The organism is Apilactobacillus intestinapis (assembly GCF_049166695.1).
In the GTDB taxonomy this organism is placed as follows: Bacteria; Bacillota; Bacilli; order Lactobacillales; family Lactobacillaceae; genus Apilactobacillus; species Apilactobacillus kunkeei_C.
In genome coordinates this window covers 106,930-120,906 of record NZ_JBMHFD010000003.1, presented here as the reverse complement: position 1 = coordinate 120,906, position 13,977 = coordinate 106,930, and the positions used below count along the sequence as shown (strand labels likewise).

General features: G+C 37.4%; 16 protein-coding genes. 3 read left to right on the top strand and 13 right to left on the bottom strand.

Annotated elements, in window-relative coordinates; all coding sequences use genetic code 11:
* The 13 genes from fabZ to ACOMA7_RS03335 form a co-directional block, all read right to left on the bottom strand.
* Window positions 1–444, bottom strand: a complete 444-nt coding sequence (fabZ, locus tag ACOMA7_RS03395) for a 3-hydroxyacyl-ACP dehydratase FabZ (protein WP_034532426.1) — start codon at window positions 442–444, stop codon at window positions 1–3.
* 368 nt (window positions 445–812) lie between these two features.
* Entirely contained in the window at window positions 813–1,403 is a 591-nt protein-coding gene (locus tag ACOMA7_RS03390) for a 4'-phosphopantetheinyl transferase family protein (protein WP_301945353.1), read from the bottom strand.
* Window positions 1,396–2,157, bottom strand: coding sequence for an enoyl-ACP reductase FabI (fabI, locus tag ACOMA7_RS03385; RefSeq protein ID WP_041153065.1), 762 nt, complete (start codon window positions 2,155–2,157; stop codon window positions 1,396–1,398). Before fabI ends, ACOMA7_RS03390 begins: the two co-directional genes overlap by 8 nt.
* A gap of 42 nt (window positions 2,158–2,199) precedes the next feature.
* Window positions 2,200–2,967 carry a carboxyltransferase subunit alpha gene (accA, locus tag ACOMA7_RS03380; protein ID WP_054605815.1) on the bottom strand — a complete coding sequence of 256 codons (768 nt, stop codon included), beginning with the start codon at window positions 2,965–2,967 and terminating at the stop codon, window positions 2,200–2,202.
* A 15-nt stretch (window positions 2,968–2,982) separates the two neighbouring features.
* Window positions 2,983–3,801, bottom strand: coding sequence for an acetyl-CoA carboxylase carboxyltransferase subunit beta (locus tag ACOMA7_RS03375; protein ID WP_191978845.1), 819 nt, complete (start codon window positions 3,799–3,801; stop codon window positions 2,983–2,985).
* Window positions 3,791–5,164: an acetyl-CoA carboxylase biotin carboxylase subunit gene (locus tag ACOMA7_RS03370; protein WP_054608434.1), complete on the bottom strand. Its 1,374-nt coding sequence runs from the start codon at window positions 5,162–5,164 to the stop codon at window positions 3,791–3,793. Before ACOMA7_RS03370 ends, ACOMA7_RS03375 begins: the two co-directional genes overlap by 11 nt.
* A 20-nt stretch (window positions 5,165–5,184) precedes the next feature.
* Window positions 5,185–5,550 (bottom strand): 3-hydroxyacyl-ACP dehydratase FabZ family protein, encoded by a 366-nt coding sequence (locus tag ACOMA7_RS03365; RefSeq protein WP_051592197.1) that lies wholly within the window; start codon window positions 5,548–5,550, stop codon window positions 5,185–5,187.
* Window positions 5,551–5,600: 50 nt separating this feature from the next.
* Complete coding sequence (locus ACOMA7_RS03360) at window positions 5,601–6,038, bottom strand: acetyl-CoA carboxylase biotin carboxyl carrier protein (protein WP_034532418.1); 438 nt, start codon at window positions 6,036–6,038, stop codon at window positions 5,601–5,603.
* A 46-nt stretch (window positions 6,039–6,084) separates the two neighbouring features.
* Window positions 6,085–6,825: an SDR family oxidoreductase gene (locus ACOMA7_RS03355; protein ID WP_421391973.1), complete on the bottom strand. Its 741-nt coding sequence runs from the start codon at window positions 6,823–6,825 to the stop codon at window positions 6,085–6,087.
* A gap of 2 nt (window positions 6,826–6,827) precedes the next feature.
* Window positions 6,828–7,727, bottom strand: coding sequence for an ACP S-malonyltransferase (fabD, locus tag ACOMA7_RS03350; RefSeq protein ID WP_034534262.1), 900 nt, complete (start codon window positions 7,725–7,727; stop codon window positions 6,828–6,830).
* A 33-nt stretch (window positions 7,728–7,760) separates the two neighbouring features.
* Window positions 7,761–8,003, bottom strand: coding sequence for an acyl carrier protein (locus tag ACOMA7_RS03345; RefSeq protein ID WP_034532415.1), 243 nt, complete (start codon window positions 8,001–8,003; stop codon window positions 7,761–7,763).
* A 38-nt stretch (window positions 8,004–8,041) separates the two neighbouring features.
* Window positions 8,042–9,016, bottom strand: coding sequence for a beta-ketoacyl-ACP synthase III (locus tag ACOMA7_RS03340; protein WP_054606926.1), 975 nt, complete (start codon window positions 9,014–9,016; stop codon window positions 8,042–8,044).
* Between the two features lie 272 nt (window positions 9,017–9,288).
* Window positions 9,289–9,945, bottom strand: coding sequence for an NAD(P)H-dependent oxidoreductase (locus ACOMA7_RS03335; RefSeq protein WP_301945352.1), 657 nt, complete (start codon window positions 9,943–9,945; stop codon window positions 9,289–9,291).
* A gap of 161 nt (window positions 9,946–10,106) precedes the next feature.
* Between ACOMA7_RS03335 and ACOMA7_RS03330 the strand changes: the two genes are divergently transcribed.
* The 3 genes from ACOMA7_RS03330 to ACOMA7_RS03320 all read left to right on the top strand — a co-directional run bounded on the left by ACOMA7_RS03330 (window position 10,107) and on the right by ACOMA7_RS03320 (window position 13,955).
* A complete protein-coding gene (locus ACOMA7_RS03330; protein ID WP_421391966.1) occupies window positions 10,107–11,840 on the top strand; it encodes a phospho-sugar mutase in 1,734 nt (577 codons plus the stop codon).
* Between the two features lie 91 nt (window positions 11,841–11,931).
* A complete protein-coding gene (locus tag ACOMA7_RS03325; protein WP_421391963.1) occupies window positions 11,932–12,729 on the top strand; it encodes a methylenetetrahydrofolate reductase in 798 nt (265 codons plus the stop codon).
* Window positions 12,730–12,743: 14 nt separating this feature from the next.
* The gene (locus tag ACOMA7_RS03320) at window positions 12,744–13,955 is read left to right on the top strand and encodes a DUF2075 domain-containing protein (RefSeq protein ID WP_421391960.1); all 1,212 of its coding nucleotides are present in this window, start codon (window positions 12,744–12,746) and stop codon (window positions 13,953–13,955) included.
* Window positions 13,956–13,977: the final 22 nt, after the last annotated feature.

Genomic DNA, 13,977 nt, shown 5'->3' with positions numbered 1-13,977 from the left:
TTATTTACGTTTTACGTCTGGAACGATAAATGTTAGTTGAGCTGAACAAGCCTTCTTGTCGCCAACGTAAGCAGTACAGTCAACTTGTCCCATGTTTTTCTTTTGTTTACCCATAGTAACTTCGAAACGTACAACGTCACCAGGTTTAACCATCTTTCTGAACTTAGCACCCTTAATTTCACCAAGGTAAGCAGTCTTATCCTTGTATTGTTCACTCTTCAAAATAAGGATTGAAGCAGTTTGAGCCATAGTTTCAATGATTAAAACACCAGGCATAACTGGGTTTCCAGGGAAGTGACCTTGGAAATAGTTTTCGTTGATAGTAACGTTCTTGGTAGCAACTACCTTTTCACCAGGGATTAATTCATCAACCTTATCGATGTATAGAATTGGGTATCTGTTTGGAATTAAATCCATAATTTCTGTTGTATTTAAAACACTCACAATAAGCACTCCTCATATATAATTCAAAATTTTAACAATTAAACGTCTTTTATTAATCTAATTTATGCTCCTAATCCAATAGGACTATTGATTACCTCTTCATCTAGTTTTGACATCTAGATGAACTAATCAACATAAATAAGTTTAACAATTACCATACTAAGTTACAACGTACAAGACTCTTTTTATTACTTAAAATAAATAAAACGTTGTTATAGCGGTGTTTTACGTATATTTCCTTATGTGACACATGGTTGAATGTATATCTATTTTGCCGTTTTTTCATTAGAGATTATCTAATTTTCATGATTTGATTCGTTTAATGTTTGAACATCCCATTACCCCGGAAAATCATTTAACAGCAGATATTAATCGTCATATGTAGCAAGGGTTCCAACGTAACCATCAGCTACCTCAATATCGGTTAATTTAATTTTACGATCTAATCGTTTAGCAGATTTCTTGGTATCAACATCAATGTCGACACTCTTAACCTTACCGGATAAACCAGTACCGACTAATTTTAATGCTGCTTCCTTGATTGTCCATAATTTAAGGGTTTCATCCCCTTCTACTGATTCGTCTAGATTACTTAGGTAATTTAGTTCGTTATCAGTGAACGCACGAGTAATTCGTTTGTAAGTAAATGGACGCAACTTCTCAATGTCTATTCCAACCTCTTCATCAGAAACCGCAAGGATTACTAAATCGTAAGAATTTGAAATATTGTATTGAAATTGTTTTGACTTTAGAAATGGTTTGCCGTGATCACCGTAGTAGAAAAGGTCACCATGCAATAATTCATCAATACTAATTCCCATGTAATCTGCCAGCATCAAGTTACCGACAATCGCTTGACGTTTATTATACTTAGTAAAATCAACATCAGCCTTCTTGAAGATTTCTTGGTACTTTGGATTTTGAATAGAATCGATAAAAATTTCTGTATTATTAAGCAAGTAAATGAACACCCTTATCAGCGTAAATCAAGTCACCAGTAACACCTGATGATAGGTTACTCATTAGGAAAGTAGCAACGTCACCAACTTGGTGGATGTCAACAGCTTCACCGTCAACAGTTCTTGCTTCTGATTCCTTCAATAGGTCACCGTGGTTCTTGATACCAGTAACAGCTAGAGTCTTGATGGCACCAGCTGAGATAGCGTTAACACGGATCTTCTTAGGACCTAAGTCTGAAGCTAGATATCTAACGTTAGCTTCTAGAGCAGCCTTAGCAACACCCATCATGTTGTATGAAGGGATAGCACGAGTTGAACCCATGTAAGTTAGAGTAGCAATACTACCTTGTGGGTTCATAACACGACTTGCGTAGCGTGATACTGAGATTAGTGAGTAAGCTGAAACGTCTTGAGCTAAGTTGTAACCATCTTTCTTAACATCAATAACGCCACCTTCAAGAGTTTCCTTGTCAGCGTAAGCAATGGCATGAATAACACCATCGATGTTACCAAATTTAGCTTGAATGTCTTGGAAAGTCTTTTCAACGTTTGCATCTTCAGCAACGTCACATTCAATCATTTCAGTTCCTTCTGGAACAAGCTTGTCTAATTGACGCTTTAATCTTTCGTTTTGGTAAGTAATGATAACTTTAGCACCGTTATCCATTAGTGACTTAGCACAACCCCAGGCAATACTACGCTTGTTAGCAACACCCATAACAACAATTGTTTTTCCATCTAATAAGTTTGACATTATGATTTGGCCTCCTAAAATATACAAATCAATTAAATTACATTAGTTGAATTTACGGTAACGTTCGTGACGTTGGGCCAATAATTCTTCTTTAGGTAATTTGTTAAGTTCATTAATTTTTTCAATTAAAGCTTCTTTGAAGTTTTGCATTGATTTTGCATCTTTGACTTCGGGAATAATCTTATCAATGATTTCATTGTCTAATAGTTCCTTTGGTGTAAGTTGCATTTGTTCAGCAGCTTCGGCTGCCTTACTTGAATCTTTCCACAAGATTGTGGCGTAGCCTTCAGGTGATAGTACTGAGTAGATACTATCTTCTAAGGCCCAAACGGTGTCACCAACAGCTAGAGCTAAGGCTCCACCGCTTCCCCCTTCACCAATGATGACACTGATATATGGCACTTTTAACTTAAGTCCTTGCATGATTGATTGAGCAATCATGTAACCTTGACCCTTGTATTCAGCGTCCATACCAGGATATGCACCAGGTGTATTAATCAAGTTAATGATTGGACGGTTAAACTTTTCCGCTTGTTTCATCAAACGTAAAGCTTTTCTATATCCAGAAGGTTCTGCTGAACCGAAATGTCTTTCGATATTTTCGTCAGTGTCGTTACCCTTTTGGATACTTGTAATGGTAACTGGTTGACCAGCAATAGTTCCGATACCAGCATATACTGCAGGATCATCGCTGTAAGCACGGTCACCGTGTAGTTCCATAAAGTCGTCAGTAATTCCAGCAACTAGGTCTTGGATACTAATCTTATCAGCACTTCTAGCCGCTAAAACACGATCATATGCTTTTCCCATAATACTAATATCCTCCTAATTCCAAGCCAATAACTTGGCTAATACTGATTTCATTTCATCTCTTTTAACAATGGCATCTAAGAAACCATTCTTAAGTAGAGTTTCTGCACGTTGGAAATCCTTTGGTGGACGTTGTTGAATTGTCTTTTCAATAACTCGACGACCAGCAAAACCAATTAATGTGTGTGGTTCAGAGATGTTGATATCTCCTTCCATGGCATAACTAGCAGTAACACCACCGGTAGTAGGATCAGTTAATACAGAAATGTATAGTAATCCTTTTTCGGCATGATCAGATACCGCTTGTGATACCTTGGCCATTTGCATTAATGAGTGGATTCCTTCTTGCATTCTGGCACCACCAGAACATGAGAAGACAACTACTGGTAAGTTCTTTTCGGTTGCTTGTTCGAATAATCTAGCAAGCTTTTCACCTGTGGCAGTACCTAAACTACCCATGATGAAACGAGAATCCATTACACCTAGGGCAAATTCAGTATCACCAATCTTGGCGAAACCGGTTTGAACACTTTCGTTTAGGTCAGTGGCCTTCTTTGACTTTTCAAGCTTTCCAGCGTACTTTTCGTCGCTTAAGAAACGCTTTGGTGCACTAATTTCAGAATCGATTGGTGTGAATTCGTCCACAGTCATGTTGATTCTTTCTTGTGCGCCAAGTCTAAAACCATAACCACAGTTAGGACATAGCTTGTATTCCCCTAACTTCTTGTTGTAAAAGCTTTCTTCACAAACTGGACATTTGATAAACAAATGATCTGGAACTTTGTCCATTAGAGTTTGTAAATCTTTGGTTTCTTCTGATTTATTATTCTTCAACGTTTTTCAACCACTCTTTCAAGAATGATTTTTCAATGTATAGATTATTGAAATCTGAATCATTGAAATGTTTGTCTTGTAACAAATCATTTAGGAATTGACGGTTAGTCTTTACTCCATCAACCTTAAATTCATTAATTACTCTTCTCATTTTTACGACAGCCTGAGGCTTGTCAGGCATATGTACAATGATTTTAGCAATCATTGAATCATAGAAAGGAGAAATGGTGTCACCTTGTTCAACACCTGAGTCAATACGAACACCCTTAGTTCCGAATGGGAAGTTAACCTTACGAAGAGTACCTGGTGCTGGTAAGAAACCATGTGCAGGGTCTTCGGCGTTAATACGGCATTCGATTGCGTAACTATCTACCTTAATGTCATCTTGTGTGAATGGTAAAGCTTCACCAGCGGCAACTTGGATTTGAGCCTTGATTAATTGAACTCCAGCAACTTCTTCAGAAACTGTATGTTCAACTTGTAATCTAGTGTTCATTTCCATGAAGTAGAAATTGTTGGTCTTTTCATCCAATAGGAATTCGAAAGTACCAGTGTTTTCGTAACCAATTTCCTTGGTTGCTTTAGCAACAAGCTTACCTAGATAATCACGTTGAGATTGAGAAACTTCCATACATGGAGTTTCTTCAATAATCTTTTGATGACCTCTTTGTAGAGAACAGTCACGTTCAGGGAAGTAAACAACATTTCCCTTTTGATCTGCGATAACTTGCATTTCAATATGCTTAGCATCACTTAAATCTTTTTCCATGTACAATGAATCGTCATTGTATGAAATTCTTGCTTCACGCTTGGTAGTGTTAAAGATTTCCTTTAATGCTTCTTCATCGTCACATTCACGAATACCTTTACCACCACCACCGGCAGCAGCTTTAAGCATAACTGGATAACCAATTTCATCCGCTAGTTTTAAAGCATCTTCTAGACTATCAATGGAGCCGTCTGAACCAGGAATGGTTGGTACTCCACTGTTCTTCATCGCTGCCTTGGCATGAGATTTATTTCCCATTAAATCAATTACTTTTGAACTTGGTCCAATGAACTTAATTGAACATTTTTCGCAAAGTTCAGCAAATTCAGCGTTTTCAGATAAAAATCCGTAACCGGGGTGAATAGCTTCTGATCCAGTTAAAATTGCAGCGTCAATCACTGCAGCCATGTTCAAGTATGATTCGTTTGGTTGTGGACCACCAATACATACTGATTCGTCGGCTAATTTAACGAACATGCTATCCTTGTCGGCAGTTGAATAAACGGCAACAGCTTTAATGTCCATCTCATGAAGTGCTCTTATGATTTGCACCGCGATTTCACCACGGTTAGCAATTAATACCTTTTTAAACATTTCACTCATCCTTTATGAACTTATTCAATTGCAAAGATTAAAGTACCTTCACAAATAACTTCGCCATCTCTAGTAACTGTTCCATGACCTTCACCAATGTTTCTCTTTAGCTTTGTCATTTCAACAGCTAGTTCCAACTTGTCGCCTGGTCTAAAGCTGTCTTTGTAAGTAGCTTCCTTGATACCACCAAAGAAAACATTATGTCCTTTGTATTCAGGCATTGATAGTAATGCACAAACTCCAGTTTGAGCTAGCATTTCCATCGCGATTGGTCTTGGCATTCCAAATTCAAGATGTTGTTTTGAGAAGAACCATTCGTTAACAGTTAAAAGCTTTTCAGCCTTTGCACCTTCACCAGGTCTTACTTCAATAATCTTGTCTAACATTTGGAATGGGAATCTTTGAGGAATGAAATCTTGTACGTTATAGTCCAAAATTAGTCCTCCTCAATTTCAAAAATTGGTTGATCGTATTCAACCATGTCACCATTTTCAGCAACCTTCTTAGTAATAGTTCCAGAAACGGGACTCTTAACTTCGTTGATAACCTTCATGGCTTCGATTACACAAACAGTGTCGCCCTTCTTAACGTGATCGCCCACTTTTTTGTAGACTGGTTTTTCAGGACTTGGGGCAAAGTATACGATTCCAACAAGTGGAGCCTTAATCTTTGCACCTGAAGCTGCTGGTTTAGCAGCTGGTTGTTCACTTGCAGTTGCGCCAGCAGCTGGAGCTGGTTGAGCAACGTTTTGAACTGCAGCGTGTTCTAACTTACTGAAGTATAAGTCAGTACCATCATCGGCAGTAATCTTAAATTCTTTCATGCTGGACTTATCGAACTTGTCCATTAACTTTTCAATGTCTTTTTGTTCCATGTTTTTATATCTCCTGTTAATTAAGAATGTTCTTACTTAACTTTGATTACATAGTTAATCCACCGTCAACGGTGATTACTTGTCCATTCATGTATTCGTTCTTGATTAAGAATTCAACAACTTGAGCAACTTCGTCTGGAGTACCAAAACGTTTTGCTGGGATCTTTTCTTCCCAATCAGCGATGTAACTGTCGCCTAGTTTAGCTGTCATAGCAGTCTTAATCATACCTGGAGCAACCGCATTACAACGGATTCCACGTAGAGCACCTTCTTGGGCTGTAGTCTTAGTTAAACCTACGATACCGGCCTTAGTAGATGAATAGTTAGCTTGACCTAAGTTACCGTGTAGACCTGCGATACTTGAAAGGTTGATAATGCAACCCTTACGAGCTCTTTGCATCTTCTTCATAGCAAACTTAGTCATGTTAAATACACCAAACAAGTTAGTGTCTAATACTTGTTTGAATGAATCACCCTTCATTCTAGTTAATAGAGTGTCTTGGGTGATACCGGCATTGTTAACCAATACGTCTAGTTTGCCGTATTTTTCAATAACAGTGTCAATCATTGCTTTAGCGTCATCTTCTGAAGCAACGTCTCCAACCAATACATCAATTTCTGAATCGAAGTTAGCTTGGAAAGCTTTCAATTCTTCTTCATTCAATTGACGGTGTGAGTTAGCGATTACGATATTGTTTTCATCCTTAGCTAGACGAACTGCGTCAGCTAAACCTAATCCCTTAGTAGCACCAGTGATTAGAATTACTTGTTTTTCGTTATTTTCCATAATTATTCTCCTAACTTATCTAATAAGGCATCTAGAGTTTCAACACTTTCTACATTGTATGTATCAGCCTTTAATGTCTTTTTAGCAAGCTTACTTAGCGTATTTCCTGGACCGATTTCGATAAAAGCGTCAATGTTTTTGTCTTCCAATGAAGCAACATCTTGCATGAAGTGTGTAGGATTGATTAGTTGGTTAACTAATGTTTCCTTGATGGTGTCCTTAGCAAATGGTTTTACGGTTGTATTACTGATTACATCTACTTGAGGTTCATCAAATTCAACACTTTCAAGACGTTTAGCTAATTGATCTGATGCAGGTTGCATCAATGGAGTATGTGAAGCGACGGCAACTTGTAGTGGAACTACACGTTTTGCGCCTTTTTCCTTCAATACTTCCATGGCGTTTTGAACCCCTTCTTTAGTACCACCAATAACAACTTGTGACTTGTTATTGTAGTTAGCTGGGTAAACGTCATCAATTTCATCACAAACGCTCTTCACAAAATCAGGGCTAAGACCCAATACAGCAGCCATAGAACCTGGATTTTGCTTACCTGCTTCATCCATGTAATGTGAGCGATCGTGTACTAGCTTTAGCCCTGATTTAAAAGATAGTGCTTTAGCAGCAACTAAAGCACTATACTCGCCTAAACTCAATCCCATCATTGCAACAGGTTTCTCTATTTTGTCTTCTAAAATACGATGAATAGCTACACTCATCGTCAAAATAGCGATTTGAGTATTATTAGGATTATCAAAAATTTCCGGATCAGCTAAGTTTAAATTCAATGTTTCTGAGGCCTCGTCAATTGTACGTTTATACACAGGGTTTGACTTGTACAAATCCTGTCCCATTTCCTTAAATTGACTACCTTGGCCACTAAATAGATAACAAATATTCAAACTTAAACACTCCTAGTTAATTAAAACTAATTATTATTCTTCAACTTTACCAGCAACGTAGTCAACTAATTGTTGTACAGTTGCGATGTCGTTGTCACTGTCAATTTCGATGTCGTATTCGTCTTCTAAAGCATCGATGATTTCAAATAAGTCTAAACTGTCTAGGTCTAGTTCTTCTTTGAAGTTAGTGTCCATCTTGATGTCTTCAGCCTTAACGTCTGATTGATCTACAACGATTTCTTTTACCTTGTCAAAAATTGCGTTCTTGTCTGCCATAATATAATTCACTCCATATATAAAATTAAAATAATAAATTAATACCTTAAAATAATAGTTCCTGTGGTTAGGCCACCACCGAAACCAGAAAGGGCGATAATATCTCCCTTAGCTATTAAACCATTTTCCATCATTTCTGACAACAAAATAGGTTCACTAGCTGCAGAGGTGTTCCCATAAAGATTAATATTGATAGGGAATTTGTCCTTACTAACGCCTAATTTACGGGCTACTGATTTAATAATTCGAGCGTTAGCTTGATGTAACACAAAGTGATTTATGTCACTTAACTCAATCCCAGCTTTTTCTGCTGCTTCTTTAATTGATAATGGAACATTCTTGGTTGCGAAGTTAAATACTTCTCTACCATCCATATGCAAATAACGATCTGTGTCGTCATCATCTCGTGGCCCAAATGTTTCATTTCCCAATATATGACCAGCAAGAAGAGCTTCTCTTCTATCTCCATAATTCTTCAAGTTACTGGATAATACTTCTCCATCACCTTGGTTCGAAACTAGCATTCCACCAGCACCATCACCGAATAACACGGCGGTGGTTCTGTCTTCCCAGTTAATCAAGTTACTCATTTTTTCTGAACCAATTACCATCCCTAAAGCATTAGGCTTTAGTTCAAATAATGAGTGCATCACATGAGTAGCGAAAACAAATCCAGAGCACGCAGCACTGATATCAAATGCAACAGCATTCTTAGCACCAACAATACCTTGAACTGCAGAAGCAGTTGATGGCATATGGTAGTCTCCAGACATCGTAGCTACAATGATAAAATCAATATCATTCGCATCAACGTTTCCGTTCTTAAGTAATTGCGAAGCAACCTCAGCACTTAAAGAAGTGTTAGTTTCCTTAGTGGCGATTCTACGTTGCTTAATCCCGGTTCTTTTACTGATCCATTCATCAGAAGTATCCATGATTTTAGCTAAATCGTCATTGGTAACTATCTTTTCAGGAACAGCTTTAGCAGTAGCTAAAATTGAAAAACTGCTCATGATATCTCCTCTAAACTGAATTTAGTTTACTTTCTCGATAGTATCTATAAAATACCACTCATTTATTTTTAATTAATTTCCCCTTTTTTTCAACTGATAAAAACTCATATCGACGTCTTGTCAATCGACAAACATTGATATATCAACGGTTTAGCTATACTTTTTATCCATATTTTTAAAAGTTACGCATTATATATTATGTAACTCATTAAATATTGGTGTTTCTTATAAAATTAAAAAGCCACCTATAATAGGTGGCTTTTTGTTTTTGATTATTTGATTACTTTATATACTTCATCCATTGGTTGGCGTTTCTTTGGAGTAATGTCTTGGTCACGGTAACCGAAACCAGCCATCACTGAAACACCCCATTCTTTAGGATCTAAGATACCCTTTTGAGTTAAGATATCTTCAATCTTTGAACGGTTGAATCCTTCAATTGCACAACTATCGATATCTAATTCTGCAGCTGCAGTCATCATGTTAGCTAATGCAATGTAGGTTTGTTTGCATGCCCAGTCAAATTGCTTTCTGTCATCAGTTAAATCAAATTGGGTCTTTTGGAAATCATCAAACTTCTTTGAGAATGGTGAGTCAGGTGCAAAATGGTGTCCACTAACATCTTCAGTAATGTGTTGAACATACTTACTTGTAGCAGTGATGCCCTTCTTAGCTAAAATGATTAAGAAGTGGCTAGCACCGTTTAGACTGTTTTGAGCACCCCATGCATCTTCATAGATGTCTTTTTTTACATCATCATTTTCAATTAAAAGGAACTTCCATGGTGAAAAACCAAAGGCACTAGGTGAAAGTCTACCAACTTCCATGATTGTATCCCAGTCTTTGTCAGAAATCTTCTTGTCAGCGTCGAACTTCTTTGTAGCGTAACGACGGTGAGCAGTTTTAATAATTTCTTCGTTTTTATCCATTATTATCTACCTCTTTTACGTATATAGTAGATGTAACTTAACATAAAGATTTATTTAAGTTCAACAATATACACTTAACAGAAGCGTAATAGAATTGACGCGCTATGCTGATTTAACTATACTTAGAATGTAATTTAAATAAGTTTATTGGAGACTTTATTATGAACGCACAAGACTTATATCAAAAATGGGTTGCTCAACCCAACCTAAATGAATCCGTAAAACATGACCTAGCAAAAATCGCTAATAATAATGAAGAAATTAACGATGCTTTTGGTACTAACATGTCATTTGGTACTGCCGGTATGCGTGGATTAATTGGTGCTGGTATCAACAGAATGAATATCTACACCGTTAGACAAGCTACCGAAGGTCTAGCATCTTACATGGATACATTAGATGAAGAATCAAAAAAACGTGGTGTTGCCATTAGTTTTGATTCAAGATATCACTCAAAAGAATTCGCATATGAAGCTGCTCGAGTATTAGGACAACACAACATCAAAACTTACGTGTTTGATGATATTCGACCTACTCCTGAATTATCATTTGCAATTAGACACCTACATACTTTTGCCGGTGTTATGATTACTGCAAGTCATAATCCAATGCAATACAATGGATACAAAATCTACGGCCAAGACGGTGGTCAAATGCCTCCAAAGGCTTCTGACATGATTACCGACTACGTTAGAAAAGCCGATGATGTATTTGCAATCGACGTTGCTGACGTAAAAGACTTAAGAGATAAAGGACTTCTATCAGTCGTTGGTGAAGACGTTGATGATGCATATCTAGCAAACGTCAAGACAGTTAACGTTAACCACGACCTAATTAAAGAAGTTGGTAAGGAACTAAAATTTGTTTACACCCCTCTTCACGGTACAGGTAAGATCATCTGCCGTCGTGCCTTAGATAATGTTGGTTTTAAAAACTACTCATTAGTTAAGGAACAAGCAATTGCTGATCCAGAATTTCCAACTGTGGACTTCCCTAATCCAGAATTCCCAGAAGCATTTAACTACGCTATCAAGTTAGGTAACGAAGAAAACGCCGACGTTTTAATCGCAACCGACCCTGATGCTGATCGTTTGGGTGCTGCCGTAAGACAACCAGATGGTTCATACGAATTAATGACTGGTAATCAAATCGCATCAGTACTATTGGACTACATCCTAACCGCTAAGAAGAATGCTAACGAACTACCAGCTGATGGAACAGTTGTTAAATCAATTGTTTCCACTGAACTAGCTACTAAGATTGCTAACAACTATGGTGTTGAAATGCAAAACGTTCTTACTGGATTCAAGTACATCGCTGAAAAGATTAAGGACTTCGAAGAAAACAAGGATCACACATTCCTATTCGGTTTTGAAGAAAGCTTTGGTTACCTAATCAAGCCTTTCGTTCGTGATAAGGATGCTATCCAATCAACTGTATTACTTGCAGAAGTTGCTGCTTACTACAAGCAAAAGGGTCAAACTTTATACGACGGTCTACAATCAATCTACAAGAAATACGGTTATCATGAAGAAAAGACCATCTCAAAGACCTTTAGCGGTATTGAAGGAAAAGAAAAGATGGCTAACATCATGAACGAACTACGTTCAAACCCATTAAACGAATTCAACAATCAAAAAGTCGAATCACTTGAAGACTTCCAAACATCTATCAAGACCAATGCTGATGGTTCTACTGAAACAATCGAACTACCAGAAGCTAATGTATTAAAATACTGGCTTGATGATGGCACATGGTTTGCTATCCGTCCTTCAGGAACAGAACCAAAGATTAAGTTCTACTTAGGAACTGTTGATGATTCTGCTGAAGCTGTTAACAACAAGCTAAAGACATATGAAGATGCCGTTGATCAACTAATTGAACAACTCGTTTAATATCAAAGCGTTATTAACATAATGTTAATAACGCTTTTTTTATGTTTCGTGATAGAATGTTAATATAAATTCAAGTTGAAAGGAAATTTCCATGAGAAAGCAATCATTCTCTGTTGAAATTGAGGCCAATCCAGGTGATTTGCGACAAATGAAGCATTATTTGCATAAATGGCAACCTGATTTTGTTTCAATTAGCAATCTTAGTCGCTATTCATATGAAGAAATGGTCCAATGTGCCAGATACATTCAAACGGATTTAAACATCCCTGTTGTCATCCACTTAACTGGACTAACGCATACAAAAGAACAAATCAAAAAAGCTTTTAATGAATTAATGGACCTAAACATCCGTAACTTCTTATTAGTTCGTGGAAATATCCATCATAATATGCGTATCGAAAATGATTTTAATTACGCTAGTGATTTGATTAAATACGTGAATCAACTAGACACAGATTCAAAAATCAATGTCGTTGCCGGTTGTTATCCTGATATTCACGTACTCGCTGACTCACTTACAGAAGACATCGAGTATTTAAAACAAAAGGTGAATTCTGGAGTCGATAGCCTAATATCATTAATGTGTTTCGATAACAAACGAATCTATAAGTTTCTAGATAAGTCTCGTGAATTCGGCATCAATGTGCCAATCCGTATTGGTATTATGCCAATCACCGATCCGTTTAAAAAAGATTACCTAGCGCATAATGATGTTAAGATGCCCGAATTCTCTAAAGAAGAGGACAATCTACTCGAGGATGGAATTGATTATGCCGTTAATCAAATCAACGATTTGTACGAACACAACGTTAACGGTATTCACCTATATACTCACAATGATTGGATGGTATCCGATCGAGTATTTGAAAACATCAAGCAAAACCTATAAAGGAGCATCATCCAATGGACAACAGTAATGCTGCTGACAATAAGCTTGCACCAACCAAGCAACTTACTGACGAACAATCTCGCCTAGTCGAACAAATCAAACAGTTTGCAATCAATCACTTAAATGATGACACCCACGCTGTCTTCACCATTTACGGTGATGCCGGAACTGGTAAGTCCGTCATTTTAAGTAAGTTATTCTACGACATCCAACAAATGTCGCATGAAAAAAGCAGTCCGTTATATCAAACTAGTAACTATTTCTTGGTTAACCATCCCGAAATCCTAAAGGTTTACAAGAAGATGGCCGGAAGTCAGGATAATGTCTTAAAGAAGAATTTTAATCGTCCTACTTCCTTTATTAACCAAAACGACAAAAACCATCAAAATGTGGATATCACAATTATCGATGAAGCCCACCTATTATTATCACGTGGGGATCACTACAATAATTTCTATTACGATAATCAACTATCTGAAATCATTAAGCGTTCTCAAATCACCATCTTGGTATTTGACCACCGCCAAGTTCTTAGAACTAAATCGTTTTGGAACTTAGACAGATTGCACCACATAATTGATCCATACACCAATGGTGAATATCACCTAACTCATCAATTCAGAATGACCGCCAGTGACTCGTTGGTCAAATGGATTAATACCTTTACTGATGGTAAACTCACCCCACTTCCTGCTGACGCTAAGAAAGATTACGATTTTCGTATCTTTGATAACGCTGAGGAAATGCGGAAGGCCATCTTTGCTAGAAACCAAGAAGTCGGCCTTTCTCGAATCGTTTCTACTTCTGGATACCCATCAACACTTGATGGTGGCAAACACTATGTCACTGAACCAGACTTCAAGATGCCATGGGATCAATACAACTACACACAAACCCCATGGGCAGAAATTCCAGAAACCGTAAACGAAGTCGGTTCCATGTTTACCTGCCAGGGATTTGACTTGAACTACGTTGGAGTCATCTTAGGACCACCAATCTATCTAGATGGTGATGACGTCCACGTTGAAATGAGTAAGTTCACTGATGTGGAATCACTCAAGAAACGTAAGGACATGGATGATCCAGTCGAGTTTGAAAAGATTAAGGAACAATTGGTATTGAACTCAGCCAACGTCTTACTAAAACGTGGTGTGAAAGGTTTATACATCTTTGTTCATAACCAAGAACTACGTAAACGTCTCTTAGACGACTACAAGAAGTTATAAAAAATGTCACTCAGATAATCAT